Here is a 16,351-nt window from a genome sequence, read left to right on the forward strand (position 1 = left end):
GAGCTGCAGATATGCCCCAGGATGCTCCCCGCGTCCTCGTCGTCGACGACGACCCAGACGTCGCCCTGCTCGTCAAGACCGTGCTCGAGAGGCGGGCCGGCTGCGAGGTCGTGGTCGCTCACGATGGCGAGTCCGCCGTCGCGCGGCTCGAGACCTTCACGCCGGACGTGGTCGTCACGGACATCGAGATGCCCGGACTCGACGGGCTGGAGCTGCTCGCGCAGCTGCGTCGGAACGACCCGCTCCTGCCGGTGGTCGTCATGACCGCGCACGTCTCGGTCGAGTACGCCGTCTCGGCTCTGCGCGCGCAGGCCGACGAGTTCCTCACCAAGCCGCTCGACAACGTGAAGCTCGTCGAGGCGGTCACCCGGCTCGTGACGGAGGGCCGCACGCGCCGCGAGGCCAACCGCACCAAAGAGGTGGTGCTCGCCATCGGCGCGCACCCCGACGATGTCGAGATCGGCGTCGGAGGACTCCTCGCCGCGCACTCCCAGGCGGGCGACTCGATCACGATCCTCACCCTCTCGCGCGGTGCGCGCGGGGGAGACGCTGACAGCAGGCAGCACGAATCGCTCGCCTCGGCGGAGATGCTCGGTGCGCGACTGTTCGTCAAAGACCTCATCGACACCGAGATCTCCGGCGGCGGAGCCACGGTCCGGTTGATCGAGGAGGTCGTGCAGGAGGTCCAGCCGACGATCGTCTACACGCACTCGTCGAACGATCGGCACCAGGATCACCGAGCGGTGAGCGAGGCGACGATCGCCGCGACCCGGCGGGTCGGAACGGTCGCCTGCTACCAGAGCCCCTCGGCGACGATCGACTTCCGCCCGACGCGTTTCGTCCGCATCGACCAGTACATCGGTCAGAAGCTGCGGCTGCTCGAATGCTTCGGCTCGCAGACGGCGACCCGGGACTACCTCGAACCCGAGTTCGTGACGGCCACCGCTCGCTACTGGTCGCGCTTCGGCGGAGGATCGGCGGTCGAGCCGCTCGAGGTCGTCCGTGAGACCGCCGAGTTCATCGGCGCCCACGAACTCACACGACGGGAGAGCTGATGAGCGCGCGCGTACTGGTGACGGGCGCCGGTGGCCCGGCGGGCGTCGCCGTCATCCGCTCGCTGCTTCGTCGTGAAGACCTCGAGGTCTTCGCCGCGGACATGGACGGCTGGGCGAGCGGCATCTACCTCGTGCCGCCGACGCACCGCCGTCTCGTGCCGCCGGGGCGCGATGTCGACTTCGTCTCGGCGATAGCCCGCATGGTCGAGGATGACCGGCTCGATCTCGTGATCTCCACCGTCGATGTCGAGCTGATCGCGCTCGCCGGCAGGCGCGAGGAGCTGGCTCCGGCTGTGCTCGCCGCGCCCTCGCAGGACACGCTCGCCGTCGCCCTCGACAAGCTGCTGCTCGCCGAGCGGTGCGAGTCGACCGGTCTCACGCCGCGTACTGTCCTCGCGGGCCCCGATGCGCTGGCGGTCGATTGGGAGTTCCCCGTCTTCGCCAAGCCTCGTCAGGGAGCCGGCAGCCGCGGCGTACGGCTCGTCCCCGACCGGGCGGCGCTCGAAGCGCTGCCGCAGGACGAAGGACTCATCGTGCAGGACTTCCTCCCGGGCGAGGAGTACTCGGTCGATGTGATCGCAGATGCCTCCGGCTCGGTCGTCGCGGCGGTGCCGCGGACCCGAGCCAGGGTCGACTCCGGTGTGGCCATCGCGGGGCGCACGGTGCACGACGACGAACTCGAGAACGCGGCGGCATCCATCGCCCGGGCGATCGGACTCGTCGGCGTCGCCAACGTCCAGCTCCGGCGCGACCGCGACGGCCGAGCGGTGCTCCTCGAGGTGAATCCCCGATTCCCTGGCGCGCTTCCGCTCACGATCGCCGCGGGAGTAGACATCCCCTCGCTCGTCGCCGACCTGTTCCTGGGCCGCGGGATCCCGTCGACGGTCGCCTTCCGCGAGATCGCGTCGGTGCGCTTCCTCGAGGACGTGATCGTCGAGGTCGACGAGATCCTCGTCTCCGCGCACGCGGGACATCAGGAGGAACTGTGAGTCACGCGCTGCTGCGAGGCGACCACCACGTGCATTCGACGTTCTCGGATGACGCGGTCTCCACTCTCGCCGAGAACGTCGCCGCGGCATCCGCTGCCGGTCTCACGACCGTGCGCCTGGTCGACCACGTGCGGCAGTCGACGCCCTGGGTGCCCGAGTACCTCGCGGCAGTGAGGGCGCTGCGCGTGCCCGAGGGTCTGACGGTACTGACGGGAGTCGAGGCGAAGATCCTCGATGCCTCGGGAGAACTGGACATCCCCGAGCTGCCGAGCGGGATCGATCGCATCCTGATCGCCGACCACCAGTTCCCCGGAATCGACGGACCCCTCGGTCCGAGCGCCGTCCGCGAACGGCTCGACGCCGGCTGGGCCGCCGAGGACGCGCTCGATCAGCTCGTGTCGGCACTGATCGCGGCGATGCGACGTCACCCCGGCAATCAGCTCGCCCACTGCTTCTCGATCCTGCCCAAGATCGGTCTCTCCGAAGCGGAACTCGGTGCCGATCGCGTCACCGCGTGGGCGACGACGGCGGCCGAGACCGACACGCAGGTCGAGGTGAACGAGAAGTGGGGCTGCCCCGGCATCCCCCTGCTCGACGCGCTGCGCAGCGCCGGCGCCGAGATCGTCGCGTCCACGGACAGCCACATCGCGTCCGACGTCGGACGCTACGCGCGCGTGACAGAGATCCTCGACCGATGGAGGGCGAGCTGATGGCCGAACTGAACTGGGTCGAGACCGTCGTCGTCGTCATCCTTCTGCTCTGCGTGCTGGTCGGCACCCTGCCGGTGATCAACACCGGGCTGCAGTTCCTCGCCCTGCCCGTGCACGCGTTCCGCAACCACTACGGCAAGGCGGCACCGTACCATCCCCGCGTCGCGGTGCTGATCCCGGCGTGGAACGAGGGCCTCGTGCTCGGCCAGGCGATCGAACGCCTGATGCAGCTCGAGTACCCGGCCGACCGCCTGCGCATCTTCGTCATCGACGATGCATCGACCGATGACACCCCCGAGGTGGTCGCTGCGAAGGCGGCGGCATTCCCCGGACGGGTCGTGCATCTGCGCCGGGACAAGGGTGGCGAGGGCAAGGCGCACACGCTCAACCACGGACTCGACATCGTGCTCGCGGACGAGTGGACCGAAGCGGTGCTGATCATGGACGCCGATGTGATCTTCGCCCGGGATTCGCTGCGCAAGATGAGCCGGCATCTCGCCGATGAGAAGGTCGGCGCCGTCACCGCGTATATCGCCGAGGGCAGTCGCGACCGCAACTACCTCACCCGGTTCATCGCGATCGAGTACGTCATCGGGCAGCTCTCGGCCCGGCGGACGCAGAACGTCGGGGGAGCGATCGCGTGCCTCGCCGGAGGTGCGCAGCTGCATTCACGCGCGAATCTCGAGGCGATCGGCGGCCGGATCCCGACGGGAACGCTCGCCGAGGACACCATGACGACCTTCGAAGGGCAGCTGGCAGGGCGCAGGATGGTGTTCGAGCCGCACGCGGTCGTGCTGGCCGAAGAGCCGCGCACGATCGACAGTCTGTGGAAGCAGCGCCTCCGGTGGGCCCGCGGCAATGTGCAGCTGACGTCGATCTACCGGCATCTGTGGTTCCGCCCGAGCCGAGTGCACAACCTCGGCAGCTTCGCCTTCGGGCTCGCGTGGTTCACCATCCTGCTGCTGCCGGCCTTCATGATCCTCGCAGCCACCGCGCTGCTCGTGCTGCTCGTCCTGCACAGCGACATCGCCGAGTTCGTGTTCCGATTCATGTGGATCGCCGCCGCGTGCATCTATCTGTTCTCGATGCTCTACGCCGTGCAGCTCGATGGGCGGATCGGCCGACAGTCGTGGCGTGAGGCGCTGATGTTCCCCGGGCTCGGCGCCCTCATCCTGATGGCGATCGCCCTGTTCCCCTGGCTGTTCGAATCGGGCCTGAACGACCTCGGGCTCGCGCTCACCGACGAGACGCGGTTGATGTGGGCTGTCGTCTTCTACCTCTGGGGACCGATCTCGATGCTCGGGATCTGGCTCGCCCGTGTCGTCGAGCCGCTGCCGGCAGGACGGTTCTTCGCCGGGCTGCTGCTCTACGTCTGCGGGTACGGCTCGCTGCTCTGCGCCATCACGGTGGACTCCTACATCAAAGAGTGGCGCCACGCCGACGCCGCATGGATCAAGACCGAGAAGATCGGACGGGTCGACTCATGACCGAAGCACCTTCGAGAAGCGCCGAGGAGGAGGAGATCGCCGCCGACGCCCGTCGGGAGAAGCTCCTGATCCCGCAGGCCCTCCTCGCCCTGGGCGTCGTCGTCGTCATCGTGATCGTGCGAGAGCTGTTCCTGCGATGACCGCGCGGCCGCTGGCCCTCGTGGTCGAGGACAGCGCAGACCAGACGGCGCTCCTGAAGCGCTATCTCGACCGCGAGGGCTTCGACGTGTTCGCCGCGGTGGACGCCGAATCGGCGATCGCCGCATTCTCGACGATCTCACCGGTCGTCGCCGTGCTCGACCTGCTGCTGCCCGGCATCAGCGGCTCGGAGCTGGCGAGACTCATCAAGACCCGCTTCCCGGAGTGCTTCCTGATCGTGAGTTCCGTGCTCGACGTCGCCGACTACCCCGACGCCGACGCGGCACTGCCCAAGCCGATCATCGGGGCCGAACTGCGGGCACTCCTCAGAGAAGTGGCACGATGACTCCGACCAGCACCGTCCAGCAGACGATGGAGCGCAGCTGGCGCCGGTACTTCGACAATCCGACGCCGCTGATGAAGCAGGGTCCCACGGCGATCGCCGTCGCGGTCGCCTCCGTCCTCATGTTCACGATCCCCGGCATCCCGGTGACCGACAGCGGCGTCGCGATCTTCGGCCTCGCCACCATCGCGGTGGTGACGGCACTCGCGGCCGTGCTCTCGGTACGCGGGGTGTACGACGGCTGGGTCGTGATGCTCATTCCGATGATCGACATCCTCGGATTGGGTGCGATCAGGGCGGGTACCGGCGGGCCGGCATCCCTCTTCTCCTCGTTCGTGCTCCTCCCGGTCATCTGGATCGCCGCAGCCCCCGGGCGGCGCCAGGTCGTGATCGTCGGTGTGTTCTCATCGATCGCGCTGCTCATGCCGAACATCATCGATCCGCCGGAAGACCCCGTGGCCTGGCTTCGCGGTGTCATCGGCCCGCTGGTGTTCGCCACCGTCGGCGCGATCGTGAACGAGCTCTCCCGACTGCAGAGACTGCGCACGGCCCAGGCCGAGGCGCATGTCGTCGAGCGCACGGCCGCTCTCGCCGCCAACGAGGCGATGCTCGAGCAGCTGAAGTCGAGCGAGCAGCAGTACCGCGCGCTCTCCGAGTCCTTCACGAGCCTGTGGAACTCCATCACCGGCCAGGCGGTCATCGCCACCGACAACTGCGGGGTGATCACGGCATGGAATCCGGGTGCGGTGCGCCTGCTCGGCATGGCGGTGCCGGACGCGCTCGCCGGCGTTCCGGTCGACCGGTTCTTCCCCCCGCACGCTCTCGCCCCGTTCGCGACCGAGGCCGCCGCCCACGCTGACGACGGGCTCCACCCCGGCCTGCGTGCGCTGTTCGACGATGCCGACGCCGGTCTGCCGGTGGACTCGCACATCGACGTGGCGACCGTCGGCGGATCGACGGTTCCCGCGCGCGTCACCGTCACTCCGTACCAGGACTCCGACGGCTCCCGACACGGTTACCTGCTGGTGATCACCGACGAGACCAGGGCGGTGGAGGTCGCGCGCATGAAGGACGAGTTCGTCGGCATGATCTCGCACGAGCTGCGGACACCGCTCAGCGCCATCATCGGCTTCCTCGACCTGCTGCAGAACGATCCCGCGCAGCCTCTGACGACCGACCAGCAGGAGTTCGTCGACATCATCGAGCGCAACGCCCAGCGCCTGCTCAACCTCGTCGGGGACCTGCTGTTCACCGCCCAGGTGGAATCGGGCCGCTTCCCGCTCGAGCGCCGAGACGCCGACGTCACCGAGCTGGTGCGCAGCGCCGTCGCATCGTCCGGCCCGCACGCACAGCGCGAGGGCATCGAGATCGTGGCCGAGATCCCGCCGACTCCCGTCGTGCTCTCGCTCGACTCGGGACGTATCGGCCAGGCCCTCGACAACCTGCTCTCGAATGCGATCAAGTTCACCGCTGCGGGCGGGCGGGTCACCGCGGGCGTGCGTCTCGTCGACGGAGGCGTCGAGCTCTCCGTGCGCGACACCGGTGTGGGCATCCCCGAAGACGAGCAGGGCATGCTGTTCACCCGATTCTTCCGCGCGTCGACAGCGACCCGCAACGCCGTGCCCGGCGTCGGCCTGGGCCTCACGATCACCCGGGCGATCGTGCTCGCCCACGGCGGCACGATGGACGTGACGAGCAGAGAGGGCGTCGGCACCGAGTTCCGGATGCTGCTCCCGGCGGCGCCGCGCACCGAGGCGATCCAGGTGGTCGGCCGCACTCGCTGACCGGTCGGCCCGATTGCTGATAGCCTGGTCGGCTCGCCACGCGGGCGGAAGGACGGCCACGCACGGTGGGATACATAGATGTTGCGGGGGTCTCGCTGACCCTTCCCGACGGCAGACCGCTGTTGGACGAGACGAGCTTTCGCGTCGGAGCCGGGTCGACGAGTGCCCTCATCGGGCCCAACGGGGCCGGCAAGACGACGCTGCTCCGCATCATCCGAGGCGACCAGCCCGCCGATGACGGCGTCGTGACGATCGACGGCGGCCTCGGCGTGATGGACCAGTTCGTCGGCCACGGCGAGTCCGGTCAGACCGTTCACGAGCTGCTGGTGCGGGTCGCACCCCATCGCATCCGGCAGGCGGCGCAGGCTCTCGAGGCTGCGGAGGACGCGCTGATCGAGCGCGATGAGCACGACACGCAGATGGCATATGCGACGGCGATCGCGGAGTACGCGGATGCCGGCGGCTACGAGCACGAGACGGTCTGGGACCAGTGCACGGTCGCCGCGTTGGGAGTGCCCTTCGAGCGTGCCCGCTTCCGCGATCTCACGACGCTGTCGGGTGGCGAGCAGAAGCGACTCGCTCTGGAGGCGCTGCTGCGCGGACCCGACGAGGTGCTGCTGCTCGACGAGCCGGACAACTATCTGGACGTTCCCACCAAGCGCTGGCTCGAGGAGCAGCTCCGGCAGACGCCGAAGACCGTGCTGCTGGTGTCGCACGACCGGGAGCTGCTGGCCCGTGCGGTCGATCGGCTGATCACCCTCGAGCCCGGCGGCGCGGGGGCCTCGGCGTGGGTGCACGGCGGCGGATTCGCGACCTACCACCAGGCGCGCAGCGACCGCATGGACAGACTCGACGAGCTGCGCCGCCGGTGGGACGAGCAGCACGAGAAGCTGCGGACCCTCGTCGCGAACCTCAAGGTGAAGGCGTCGGCGAACGACGGATTCGCGTCGCGGTACCAGGCGGCGCAGACGCGACTGCGCAAATTCGAGGAGGCCGGACCGCCGGAGGAGCGACCCCCGGCTCAGGATTTCGACATGAGGCTGCGAGGGTCACGCACGGGCAAACGCGCGGTGGTCGCACACGGGCTCGAGCTCTCCGGGCTGATGAGGCCGTTCGACGCCGAGGTCTGGTACGGCGATCGGGTCGCCGTGCTCGGGTCGAACGGATCGGGGAAGTCGCACTTCCTCCGCCTCCTCGCACGCGGGGGCAGCGATCCGGACCCGACGCTGGGTCACGTGACGTCCACCGGGGAGCAGCTCGCGACGGTCGATCACCGTGGGCAGGCCGTGCTGGGAGCGCGCGTCGTGCCGGGGCTGTTCGCGCAGACGCATGCGCATCCCGAGTTCGTCGGCCGAACGCTGCTCGAGATCCTCCACAGGGGAGACGAACGACGGGCCGGCATGCCGCGGGATGCCGCGAGCTCGGCGCTCGACCGGTACGGACTCGTGCGGCAGGCGCAGCAGACCTTCGAATCGCTGTCGGGCGGCCAGCAGGCCCGGTTCCAGGTGCTGCTGCTCGAGCTCTCCGGTGCGACGCTGCTGCTGCTCGACGAGCCGACGGACAACCTGGACATCGAGTCGGCCGAGGCGCTCGAAGACGCTCTGCGTCGTTTCGAGGGGACCGTGCTCGCGGTCACGCATGATCGCTGGTTCGCCCGCTCGTTCGACCGGTTCCTCGTGTTCGGCTCCGACGGCGAGGTGTACGAAGCCGATGCCCCCGTGTGGGACGAGCGCCGCGTGGTGCGAGCCCGCTGAGTTCAGCGCAGTCGGAACGGCTCCGCCGCGAGAGCGGAGGGATCGAGGGCCAGATCGGCGAGGGTCGCGCCCACGCCAGGGGCGAACTTGAAGCCGTGGCCGGAGAAGCCGGCGCCGACGACGATCCGCCCCGATCGGTCGAGCACGAAGGCGCTGTCATAGGTCGAGGTGTAGGTGCAGCTGATCGGCTCCGCGGATGCCGGGTCGAGGCCCGGCATCCACTCGCCCACATAGTCGGCGAGAGCCTGCGCGTGCGTCACCGCGTGCGGGCGGGCATCCGGGTCGACGACGTCGCCCACGCGATGGAACCCGACCTTGACGCCCTCGCCGGGCGTCGGCATCCCGTAGACCGTCGCCGGGTAGCGGCCGGGATCGACGTAGTGATTGAACGAGGGCCATACCGAGTCGGCGGCGGGGCGGAAGTGCGCGGGGAACTCCTCGGTGACCTCCAGGCGCGGCAGCGGGATGCCGGGAAGCATCCGCTCGGTCCAGGCGCCGGCCGCGACGACGACGACGTCTGCCCGCACGCGGGCGTCAGGCAGCACGATGTCGACGCCCTCGTCGGTCTCGTCGATCCGCGTCACGGGGGTCTCCCAGCGCACCTCGCCTCCCGCGGCGACGATCCGTCGCTCGAACTCGCCCAGCGCGGCGGATGCGCGGGCGACGCCCGCGTCGCGGGAGAAGAGCACATCGTCGCCGAAGCGCATGCCCGACCATCGCGACGATGCCTCGTGCGCCGTCAGCATCTCGGCGTGGATGCCGCGCTCGGTCAGCCGCCGTTCGATCGCGGCGACGTCGACATCTCCGTGGGTGACCAGGCCGTGCAGACGCAGCAGCGGCTCGCCGCCCACCTGCCCGAGGGCGTCCCATCCGGCGCGTGCGCGGACGAGCAGGTCGAGATAGTGGTCCTCGTCGTAGGCGTTGTTGAAGTTGCGCGTGGCGCCGTGCGAGGCGCCCTGGTGGTGGCCACGGGCGAAGCGCTCGAAGACGACGGGCTTCATCCCCCGTCGGGTGAGCTCCCACGCGGTCGCAAGGCCCATCACGCCGCCACCGACGACGGCGACCTCCACCGAATCCGACATATTGCCTCCCGACCTCTCTCTCAGTCTCCCAGCCGTCGGTGTCATCGCGTACGCCCGGTAGTCTGGGGTGGTGACCATGGAGATCGAGCTCGGCCGAGGCAAGCGTGCGCGTCGCGCGTACACGTTCGACGACATCGCGGTGGTGCCCTCGCGGCGCACCCGCAACCCGGAGGACGTGTCGACCGCCTGGACGATCGACGCCTTCGGCTTCGGGATCCCGGTGCTCGGCGCACCGATGGACTCCGTCGTGAGCCCTCAGACGGCGATCATGCTCGGGCAGCTCGGCGGACTCGGCGTCCTCGACCTCGAAGGACTGTGGACCCGTTACGAGAACCCCGAGCCCCTTCTTGCGGAGATCGCATCCCTCGGTGAGGGAGAGGCGACCGCGCGCATGCAGCAGCTCTACTCCGAGCCGATCAAGCCCGCGCTCATCACGCAGCGTCTCGCCGAGATCCGTGAAGCCGGAGTGACCGTCGCCGGATCGCTGACGCCGCAGCGCACGCAGGAGTTCTACGACACGGTCGCCGCCGCAGGGGTCGACCTGTTCGTCATCCGCGGCACCACCGTGTCGGCCGAGCACGTCTCGAGCGTCGACGAGCCACTGAATCTCAAGAAGTTCATCTACGACCTCGACGTGCCCGTCATCGTCGGAGGCGCAGCCACCTACACCGCGGCCCTGCATCTGATGCGCACGGGTGCGGCCGGTGTCCTCGTCGGCTTCGGCGGGGGAGCGGCGTCGACCACTCGTGCGACCCTCGGCATCCACGCTCCGATGGCCACGGCCGTCTCGGACGTGGCCGCGGCCCGCCGTGACTACCTCGACGAGTCCGGCGGACGCTACGTGCACGTCATCGCAGACGGTGGCGTCGGCACGTCCGGTGACATCGTCAAGGCACTCGCGATGGGTGCTGACGCGGTCATGCTCGGCGTCGCCCTCGCACGCGCCACCGATGCACCGGGTCGTGGCTTCCACTGGGGTCCCGAGGCGCATCACCCCAAGCTCCCGCGCGGTCGTCGCGTCGAGGTCGGCGGCATCGGCACGCTCGAGGAGATCCTCTACGGTCCGGCGCCCGTCGTCGACGGCACGGCGAACCTCATCGGGGCGCTGCGCAAGTCGATGGCCACCACCGGATACTCCGACCTCAAGGAATTCCAGCGGGTCGAGGTCGTCCTCGCACCGTACGAGGCCTGAGGCCCGCACCACGCCGTGACTTCTGCTGCTCTGTTCCCCCCGACTCTCCGCGAGGTCATGCTCCGGGGACGCTGGATCGGGATGCTCGTGCTGTGCCTCGTGGTGGCCGGCGTGTTCGCGTGGCTGGGGCAGTGGCAGCTCGAGCGCGCGATCGAGACCGATCCGCCGCCCGCAGGAGCGACCGAGCAGGTGCGACCGCTGACCGATGTGGTCGAGCCGGGTGCGTACCTCCCCGAGCCGCTGGTCGGGCAGAAGGTCGAGACGTCGGGGACCTGGATCCGCGATGACTTCCTCATCGTGTCGAGTCGGTTCAACGACGGCGTCGAGGGCTACTGGGTGACCGGTCAGCTGCGGGTCGCGGAGCGCACATCGATCGCGGTCGCGATCGGCTGGACCGCCGACCGTGCCGTCGCCGAGGCGGCCGTCGAGAAGCTCGACGAGAGCGCAGAGGACGTATCCCTCGTCGGTCGGGTGATCTCGGACGAGGGGCCATCGGTGCCGCCGAAGGACGATCCCCAGCGCATGGACCGCATGTCGACCGCTGCGCTGCTCAGCCACTGGCACGACGTCGACGAGCTCGACGTGTATCGGCCGTACCTCGCCTCGATCACGGCGACGGCAGGTCTCACGGACATCTCCTCGCCTGCACCCGAGGAGCAGTCGCCGGTGAACTGGCTCAACATCTTCTATGCCGCGGAGTGGGCGATCTTCGCCGGGTTCGCCTTCTACCTCTGGTATCGACTCGCCAAGGACGCCTGGGAGCGTGAGGTCGAGGAGTTCGAGGACGCAGCGACCGCCGCCGGCGACTCCGTCTGATTCCGCCTGACTCGACCCGCATCCGCGCGGCGCTGCGCGCGCATGTGAGCGGTTCGCGGTCCGATATTCCACCTTCGTCAGGGGCGGGTCCGGACGTTCGGTGAGGGCTTGGTTACCAATCGGAAAACTCCGTTGAGGTTGTCGGAGGGCCTCCGTATGCTCGCTCACATGTGCGTCGGCTGAGAGCCCGCACCGCCCGGTTTCACGAGAGCCGTCGCCAGAACACACCCGAGGAGACAACACAGATGATGTCCGCTCCCGACGCCGCGAACCATCAGGTTCCCGGGTCAGACCGCAGAAGTCGGGGGCGTCTCGGCGTTCTCGCCGCCACCTGCGTCGCCGCACTGGGCGCCAGCGCCCTGATCGCCGCGCCAGCCTCCGCAGACGTCTCGGGAACGGGGGTGGTGATCAACGAGGCCTACCTCTCCGGGGGCAGTGCCGGGGCGGCGTTCACCAACAAGTTCGTCGAGCTCTACAACCCCACGGCGGCACCCGTCACCCTCGACGGGCTCTCGCTGCAGTATCGATCCGCGACAGGAACGGGCGGTTCGAACGGCGTCGCGCCGCTGACCGGCGTCATCCCCGCCGGCGGCCACTATCTCGTGCAGGCGGGCAGCAACGGAGCCAACGGCGCAGCACTGCCGACGGCCGACGTCGTCAGCACCCTCAACCCGAGCGGAACGAACGGCACTCTCGCGCTGGTCGAGGGCACCGCGGCGGTCACACTGACCCCCGGCTCGGTCACGGGTGTCGACGGCGTCATCGACGTGCTCGGCTACGGCACCTCGAACACATTCGAGACTGCCGCCGCGACTCCTCCCACGGGCAACACCGACGTCAAATCGCTCAACCGCACGGGCGGCAAGGACACCGACGACAACAAGGCGGACTTCAGCCTGTCGGCCACCATCACGCCGCAGAATGCGGGCACGGTTCCCGACCCCGAGCCTGAGCCTGAGCCCGAGCCGACCGACGTGTCGATCGCCGACGTCCAGGGAACGACCGATGTCTCGCCGCTGAACGGCCAGACGGTCACGGTCGAGGGCATCGTCACCGCCGACTATCGGACCGGCGGCTACAAGGGCATCGTGATCCAGACGGAGGGCTCCGGCGGCGCGGTCGACGCGACCCCCGGCGCATCGGACGGCGTCTTCGTCTTCCTCAACGCGCTCGCTCCCACGCTCGCGATCGGCGATCGCGTCTCGGTCACCGGCTCGGTCAGCGAGTACTTCGGCCAGACGCAGATCAACCCGGCAGCGCTGACCGGCATCTCGGTCCTGCAGGCAGGGGTGGGCGTTCCCGAGGTCACCCCGCTTCCCGACGCCGCCGTCGGCGGCGACCGTGAGCAGTACGAGAACATGTACGTGGCCCCGGCGGGCACCTATCGCCTGGCTTCCAGCCACCAGCTCTTCAACTTCGGAACCCTCTGGCTGAACGCCGGGGCGGATCTCAACGTCAAGAGCACGGAGCTCGTGCGTCCGGGAGCCGAGGCGGCGGCGATCACCGCGGCGAACCGCGCCAACCGGATCCTGCTCGACGACGGGTGGTCGATCCAGGTCTCGAACAGCGGGCACCCCAACGACCAGCCGTACTTCACGAAGGACCTCGTCGTCCGCAACGGCGACACGGTCGACTTCAGCGAGAACGGGTACGTGCTCCAGTACGGCTTCGACGACTGGCGTCTTCAGCCGGTCGTGCCGATCGACAGCACGTCGTCCGCCGACCTGAAGGTCGGCTTCCAGCCCACGAACCCTCGCACGGACACCGCCCCGACGGTCGGCGGCGACGTGCAGGTGGCGTCGTTCAACGTCTTCAACTACTTCACCACGCTGAAGAGCGAGAACTCGAACGCACGGGGCGCGGCGAATGCTGCCCAGTTCGAGATCCAGAAGTCGAAGATCGTCGCGGCGATCAACGGCCTCGACGCCGAGATCGTGTCGCTGATGGAGATCGAGAACTCGATCAAGCTCGGCGGCTCGCTCGACGCGGCGCTGGCCGATCTGGTGGACGGGCTCAACGACGCACTCGGCAGCGCGGAGTGGGACTACGTCCGCACTCCCGATGAGCTGAACGACTCGGCGACGACCGACTTCATCACGAGCGCGATCATCTACAAGAAGGACGCGGTCGAGACGGTCGGCGACAGCCTGACCGTGACGGACGAGAGCGTCTGGGGCAACGCCCGCGAGCCGATCGCGCAGGCGTTCGACATCGACGGACGCGTCGTCACGGTGGTGGCGAACCACTTCAAGTCGAAGTCGGCACCCGAGGGCGGCGGCGCCGAGCCGGCAGACGGCCAGGGCTTCTTCAACGCCGACCGCGTGAAGCAGGCGAACTCGCTCAAGACCTTCACCACCGAGATCGAGGAGACGACAGGCAGCAGCGACATCCTGCTGATCGGTGACTTCAACGCCTACGCGAAGGAGGACCCGATCGAGGTCTTCACGAGCGAGGGGTGGAGCGACGTCGCACGCGAGAAGGCTCCGGAACAGCACACGTACACGTTCGACGGCGAGCTCGGCTCGCTCGACCACGTGCTCGCGTCGCCGTCGCTCGCCGCATCCATCACGGGCGCGGGTGTGTGGAGCATCAACTCTCCGGAGTGGAGCGACCGCGGCTACGCGTTCGGCGCCACCGAGGCGGGAACACCGTTCCGCTCCAGCGACCACGACCCGATCATCGTCGGCGTCTCCTCCGAGGTCCCGCCGGTGAGCATCGACGTCGTCACCATGAACGACTTCCACGGTCGCATCGAGGCCGACGGCGCTGCCGCAGGCGCGGCGGTCGTCGCCGGAGCCGTGCAGCAGTTCCGTTCCGAGAACCCGAACACGATCTTCGCCGGTGTCGGCGATCTGATCGGCGCATCGACGTTCACCTCCTTCATCAACGATGACAACCCGACGATCGACGCGCTCAACGCCGCCGGCCTCGACGTCAGTGCCGCGGGCAACCACGAGTTCGACCAGGGCTGGGAGGACCTGCGCGACCGCGTGCAGGACCGCGCGGACTGGGAGTACATCTCGTCGAACGTGTTCGTCACCGAGACGGGCGAGCCCGCGCTCGCACCGGCCTGGGTGAAGGAGCTCGACGGCGTGCGCGTCGGCTTCGTCGGCGCCGTCACCGAGGACCTCGACTCGCTCGTGTCGCCTGAGGGCATCGCGGATCTCGAGGTGCGCAGCATCGTCGATTCGGTGAACGCCGTGGCCGACGACCTGCGTGACGGAGACGCGTCCAACGGCGAAGCGGATGTCGTCATCCTTCTCGTTCACGAGGGAGCATCGAGCGTCGAGCTGTCGAGCATCACGCCGGATTCGCCCCTGGACGAGATCGTCTACGGCGTGGACGATGACGTGAACGCGATCGTCTCGGCACACACGCACCTCGCCTACAACCACGTGATCGACGGGCGTCCGGTCATCTCGGCCGGGCAGTACGGCGAGAACCTCGGACTGATGAACATCCAGGTCGACCCGAAGACGAAGGACCTGATCTCGATCACCAACGAGATCAAGCCCCTCACCTCGGCAGGGAAGGCGCTCTACCCGGCCGTCCCGGAGGTCGCCGACATCGTCGCGAAGGCGAAGGCTGAGGCCGACGTGCTCGGCGCGGTCAAGGTCGGAGACATCACCGCCGACTTCAACCGCGCTCGTCAGACGAACGGCTCGGAGAACCGCGGTGGGGAGTCCACCATCGGCAACTTCGTCGCCGACGTGCAGAAGTGGTCCACCGGTGCGGACATCGCGCTGATGAACCCGGGAGGCATCCGCGCCAACCTGACGTACGCCTCGTCGAACGCCAACGACCCGAACGGCAATGTCACCTACCGCGAGGCGGCCACGGTGCAGCCGTTCGCCAACACGCTGATGACCCTGTCGCTGAGCGGCGTGCAGCTCAAGGGCGTGCTCGAAGAGCAGTGGCAGCCGGCAGGCTCGGCCCGTCCGTTCCTGAAGCTCGGCGTATCGGAGGGTCTCGTCTACACCTACGATCCGGCCGCGGCTCAGGGATCGAGGATCACGTCGATCACGCTCAACGGCACGCCGATCGACCCTGCGGCGAACTACACGGTCGCAGCGAACTCGTTCCTCGCCGGGGGTGGAGACAACTTCTTCACCTTCAAGGAGGGCTCGAGCAAGCGTGACACCGGCAAGATCGACCTGCAGTCGATGGTCGACTGGTTCGATGCGAACAAGACGGCGACCCCCGACCTCGCGCAGCGCGCGGTGGGAGTCTCGGTCAGTGCACCGGATGCCGACGGCTACAGCGCCGGCGACCAGGTGACGGTCGCTCTCTCGTCGCTGGCGTTCAGTGCGGGGGAGCAGGCGCCCGGCGAGGTGACCCTGTCGCTCGGCGGCACCCAGCTCGCTGCGAGCGCCGTCGATCCCACGATCGTCGACACGACCGATGAGGCAGGGCGCGCGTCGCTCGGCTTCACGGTTCCGGCGGGTGTCTTCGGTGAGCAGCTGCTCACCGTCGCCGTCGCCGGTACCGGGACCACCGTGCAGGTGCCGTTCTCGATCGCGGGGGAGGAGCCGGTCGAGTTCGCAGGATCGATCGACCTCGGCTCGTCGAAGGTGGCAGCGGGCAAGAAGCTCACGATCACCGGCGAGGGCTACCAGCCGGGTGAGACGGTGACCGTGCAGCTGCGACCGAAGAAGGGCGCGGCCCTCGACGTCGGCACCGTTCAGGTCACCGCCGACGGCACGTTCTCGACCACCGTCACGGTGCCGAAGAGCACGCAGCCGGGCAAGTACACGGTCGCGGTCGCTCAGGCCGACGGCGATGAGGCGACGGCCACCGTCACCGTCAACCGCGCGGGCGGCATCATCGGCGGCATCATCGACTGGCTGTGGGATCTCATCTCCGGCTGGTTCTGACCTCGACAGGCGGCACGCCCGCCTGACACGCACGAAGGCCGTCGGGAGTGATCCCGGCGGCCTTCGTCGTTCCCGTGGTTCGTCAGGGTGCCGCGTTGCAGAGCGGAGGAGGGATGTCATGGTGCTG

The 16,351-nt window shown here is 68.7% G+C and carries 12 protein-coding genes; 11 read left to right on the forward strand and 1 reads right to left on the reverse strand.

The window, feature by feature from the left end; translation table 11 throughout:
• The first annotated feature begins 11 nt into the window (after positions 1-11).
• The 8 genes from LQZ85_RS13580 (at position 12) to LQZ85_RS13615 (ending at position 8,260) form a co-directional block, all read left to right on the forward strand.
• Positions 12-1,055 (forward strand): response regulator, encoded by a 1,044-nt coding sequence (locus LQZ85_RS13580; RefSeq protein WP_053098960.1) that lies wholly within the window; start codon positions 12-14, stop codon positions 1,053-1,055.
• The gene (locus tag LQZ85_RS13585; protein WP_230101012.1) at positions 1,055-2,044 is read left to right on the forward strand and encodes an ATP-grasp domain-containing protein; all 990 of its coding nucleotides are present in this window, start codon (positions 1,055-1,057) and stop codon (positions 2,042-2,044) included. Before LQZ85_RS13580 ends, LQZ85_RS13585 begins: the two co-directional genes overlap by 1 nt.
• Positions 2,041-2,754: a PHP domain-containing protein gene (locus LQZ85_RS13590; protein ID WP_230101013.1), complete on the forward strand. Its 714-nt coding sequence runs from the start codon at positions 2,041-2,043 to the stop codon at positions 2,752-2,754. The genes LQZ85_RS13585 and LQZ85_RS13590 overlap by 4 nt, the downstream gene beginning before the upstream one ends.
• Positions 2,754-4,241: a glycosyltransferase family 2 protein gene (locus tag LQZ85_RS13595; RefSeq protein WP_230101014.1), complete on the forward strand. Its 1,488-nt coding sequence runs from the start codon at positions 2,754-2,756 to the stop codon at positions 4,239-4,241. The genes LQZ85_RS13590 and LQZ85_RS13595 overlap by 1 nt, the downstream gene beginning before the upstream one ends.
• The gene (locus tag LQZ85_RS13600) at positions 4,238-4,381 is read left to right on the forward strand and encodes a hypothetical protein (protein ID WP_200955156.1); all 144 of its coding nucleotides are present in this window, start codon (positions 4,238-4,240) and stop codon (positions 4,379-4,381) included. Before LQZ85_RS13595 ends, LQZ85_RS13600 begins: the two co-directional genes overlap by 4 nt.
• Positions 4,378-4,725 (forward strand): response regulator, encoded by a 348-nt coding sequence (locus tag LQZ85_RS13605; protein ID WP_053098963.1) that lies wholly within the window; start codon positions 4,378-4,380, stop codon positions 4,723-4,725. The genes LQZ85_RS13600 and LQZ85_RS13605 overlap by 4 nt, the downstream gene beginning before the upstream one ends.
• Positions 4,722-6,506: a PAS domain-containing sensor histidine kinase gene (locus tag LQZ85_RS13610; RefSeq protein WP_230101015.1), complete on the forward strand. Its 1,785-nt coding sequence runs from the start codon at positions 4,722-4,724 to the stop codon at positions 6,504-6,506. Before LQZ85_RS13605 ends, LQZ85_RS13610 begins: the two co-directional genes overlap by 4 nt.
• Before the next feature lie 65 nt (positions 6,507-6,571).
• Complete coding sequence (locus LQZ85_RS13615) at positions 6,572-8,260, forward strand: ATP-binding cassette domain-containing protein (protein ID WP_053098965.1); 1,689 nt, start codon at positions 6,572-6,574, stop codon at positions 8,258-8,260.
• Between the two features lie 2 nt (positions 8,261-8,262).
• Here LQZ85_RS13615 and LQZ85_RS13620 read toward each other — a convergent pair whose 3' ends face one another.
• Positions 8,263-9,342, reverse strand: a complete 1,080-nt coding sequence (locus LQZ85_RS13620; RefSeq protein ID WP_230101016.1) for an FAD-dependent oxidoreductase — start codon at positions 9,340-9,342, stop codon at positions 8,263-8,265.
• A gap of 76 nt (positions 9,343-9,418) precedes the next feature.
• On the opposite strand from LQZ85_RS13620, the gene LQZ85_RS13625 reads away from it, so the two are divergent.
• The 3 genes from LQZ85_RS13625 to LQZ85_RS13635 all read left to right on the forward strand — a co-directional run bounded on the left by LQZ85_RS13625 (position 9,419) and on the right by LQZ85_RS13635 (position 16,224).
• Positions 9,419-10,534, forward strand: a complete 1,116-nt coding sequence (locus LQZ85_RS13625) for a GuaB3 family IMP dehydrogenase-related protein (protein ID WP_053098967.1) — start codon at positions 9,419-9,421, stop codon at positions 10,532-10,534.
• 57 nt (positions 10,535-10,591) lie between these two features.
• Entirely contained in the window at positions 10,592-11,350 is a 759-nt protein-coding gene (locus LQZ85_RS13630) for an SURF1 family cytochrome oxidase biogenesis protein (protein WP_082298004.1), read from the forward strand.
• Positions 11,351-11,595: 245 nt separating this feature from the next.
• Entirely contained in the window at positions 11,596-16,224 is a 4,629-nt protein-coding gene (locus LQZ85_RS13635; protein ID WP_230101017.1) for an ExeM/NucH family extracellular endonuclease, read from the forward strand.
• The last annotated feature ends 127 nt before the right edge of the window (positions 16,225-16,351 follow it).

The organism is Microbacterium sp. Bi98 (assembly GCF_918698045.1).
Taxonomy (GTDB): Bacteria; Actinomycetota; Actinomycetes; order Actinomycetales; family Microbacteriaceae; genus Microbacterium.

Bases quoted from the DNA above. Each gene is read 5' to 3' on its own strand.
- LQZ85_RS13610 (WP_230101015.1), top strand. From the start codon at position 4,722: ATGACTCCGACCAGCACCGTCCAGCAGACGATGGAGCGCAGCTGGCGC.
- LQZ85_RS13625 (WP_053098967.1), top strand. From the start codon at position 9,419: ATGGAGATCGAGCTCGGCCGAGGCAAGCGTGCGCGTCGCGCGTACACG.
- LQZ85_RS13605 (WP_053098963.1), top strand. From the start codon at position 4,378: ATGACCGCGCGGCCGCTGGCCCTCGTGGTCGAGGACAGCGCAGACCAG.
- LQZ85_RS13635 (WP_230101017.1), top strand. From the start codon at position 11,596: ATGATGTCCGCTCCCGACGCCGCGAACCATCAGGTTCCCGGGTCAGAC.
- LQZ85_RS13585 (WP_230101012.1), top strand. From the start codon at position 1,055: ATGAGCGCGCGCGTACTGGTGACGGGCGCCGGTGGCCCGGCGGGCGTC.
- LQZ85_RS13595 (WP_230101014.1), top strand. From the start codon at position 2,754: ATGGCCGAACTGAACTGGGTCGAGACCGTCGTCGTCGTCATCCTTCTG.
- LQZ85_RS13630 (WP_082298004.1), top strand. From the start codon at position 10,592: ATGCTCCGGGGACGCTGGATCGGGATGCTCGTGCTGTGCCTCGTGGTG.
- LQZ85_RS13600 (WP_200955156.1), top strand. From the start codon at position 4,238: ATGACCGAAGCACCTTCGAGAAGCGCCGAGGAGGAGGAGATCGCCGCC.
- LQZ85_RS13580 (WP_053098960.1), top strand. From the start codon at position 12: ATGCCCCAGGATGCTCCCCGCGTCCTCGTCGTCGACGACGACCCAGAC.
- LQZ85_RS13620 (WP_230101016.1), bottom strand. From the start codon at position 9,342: ATGTCGGATTCGGTGGAGGTCGCCGTCGTCGGTGGCGGCGTGATGGGC.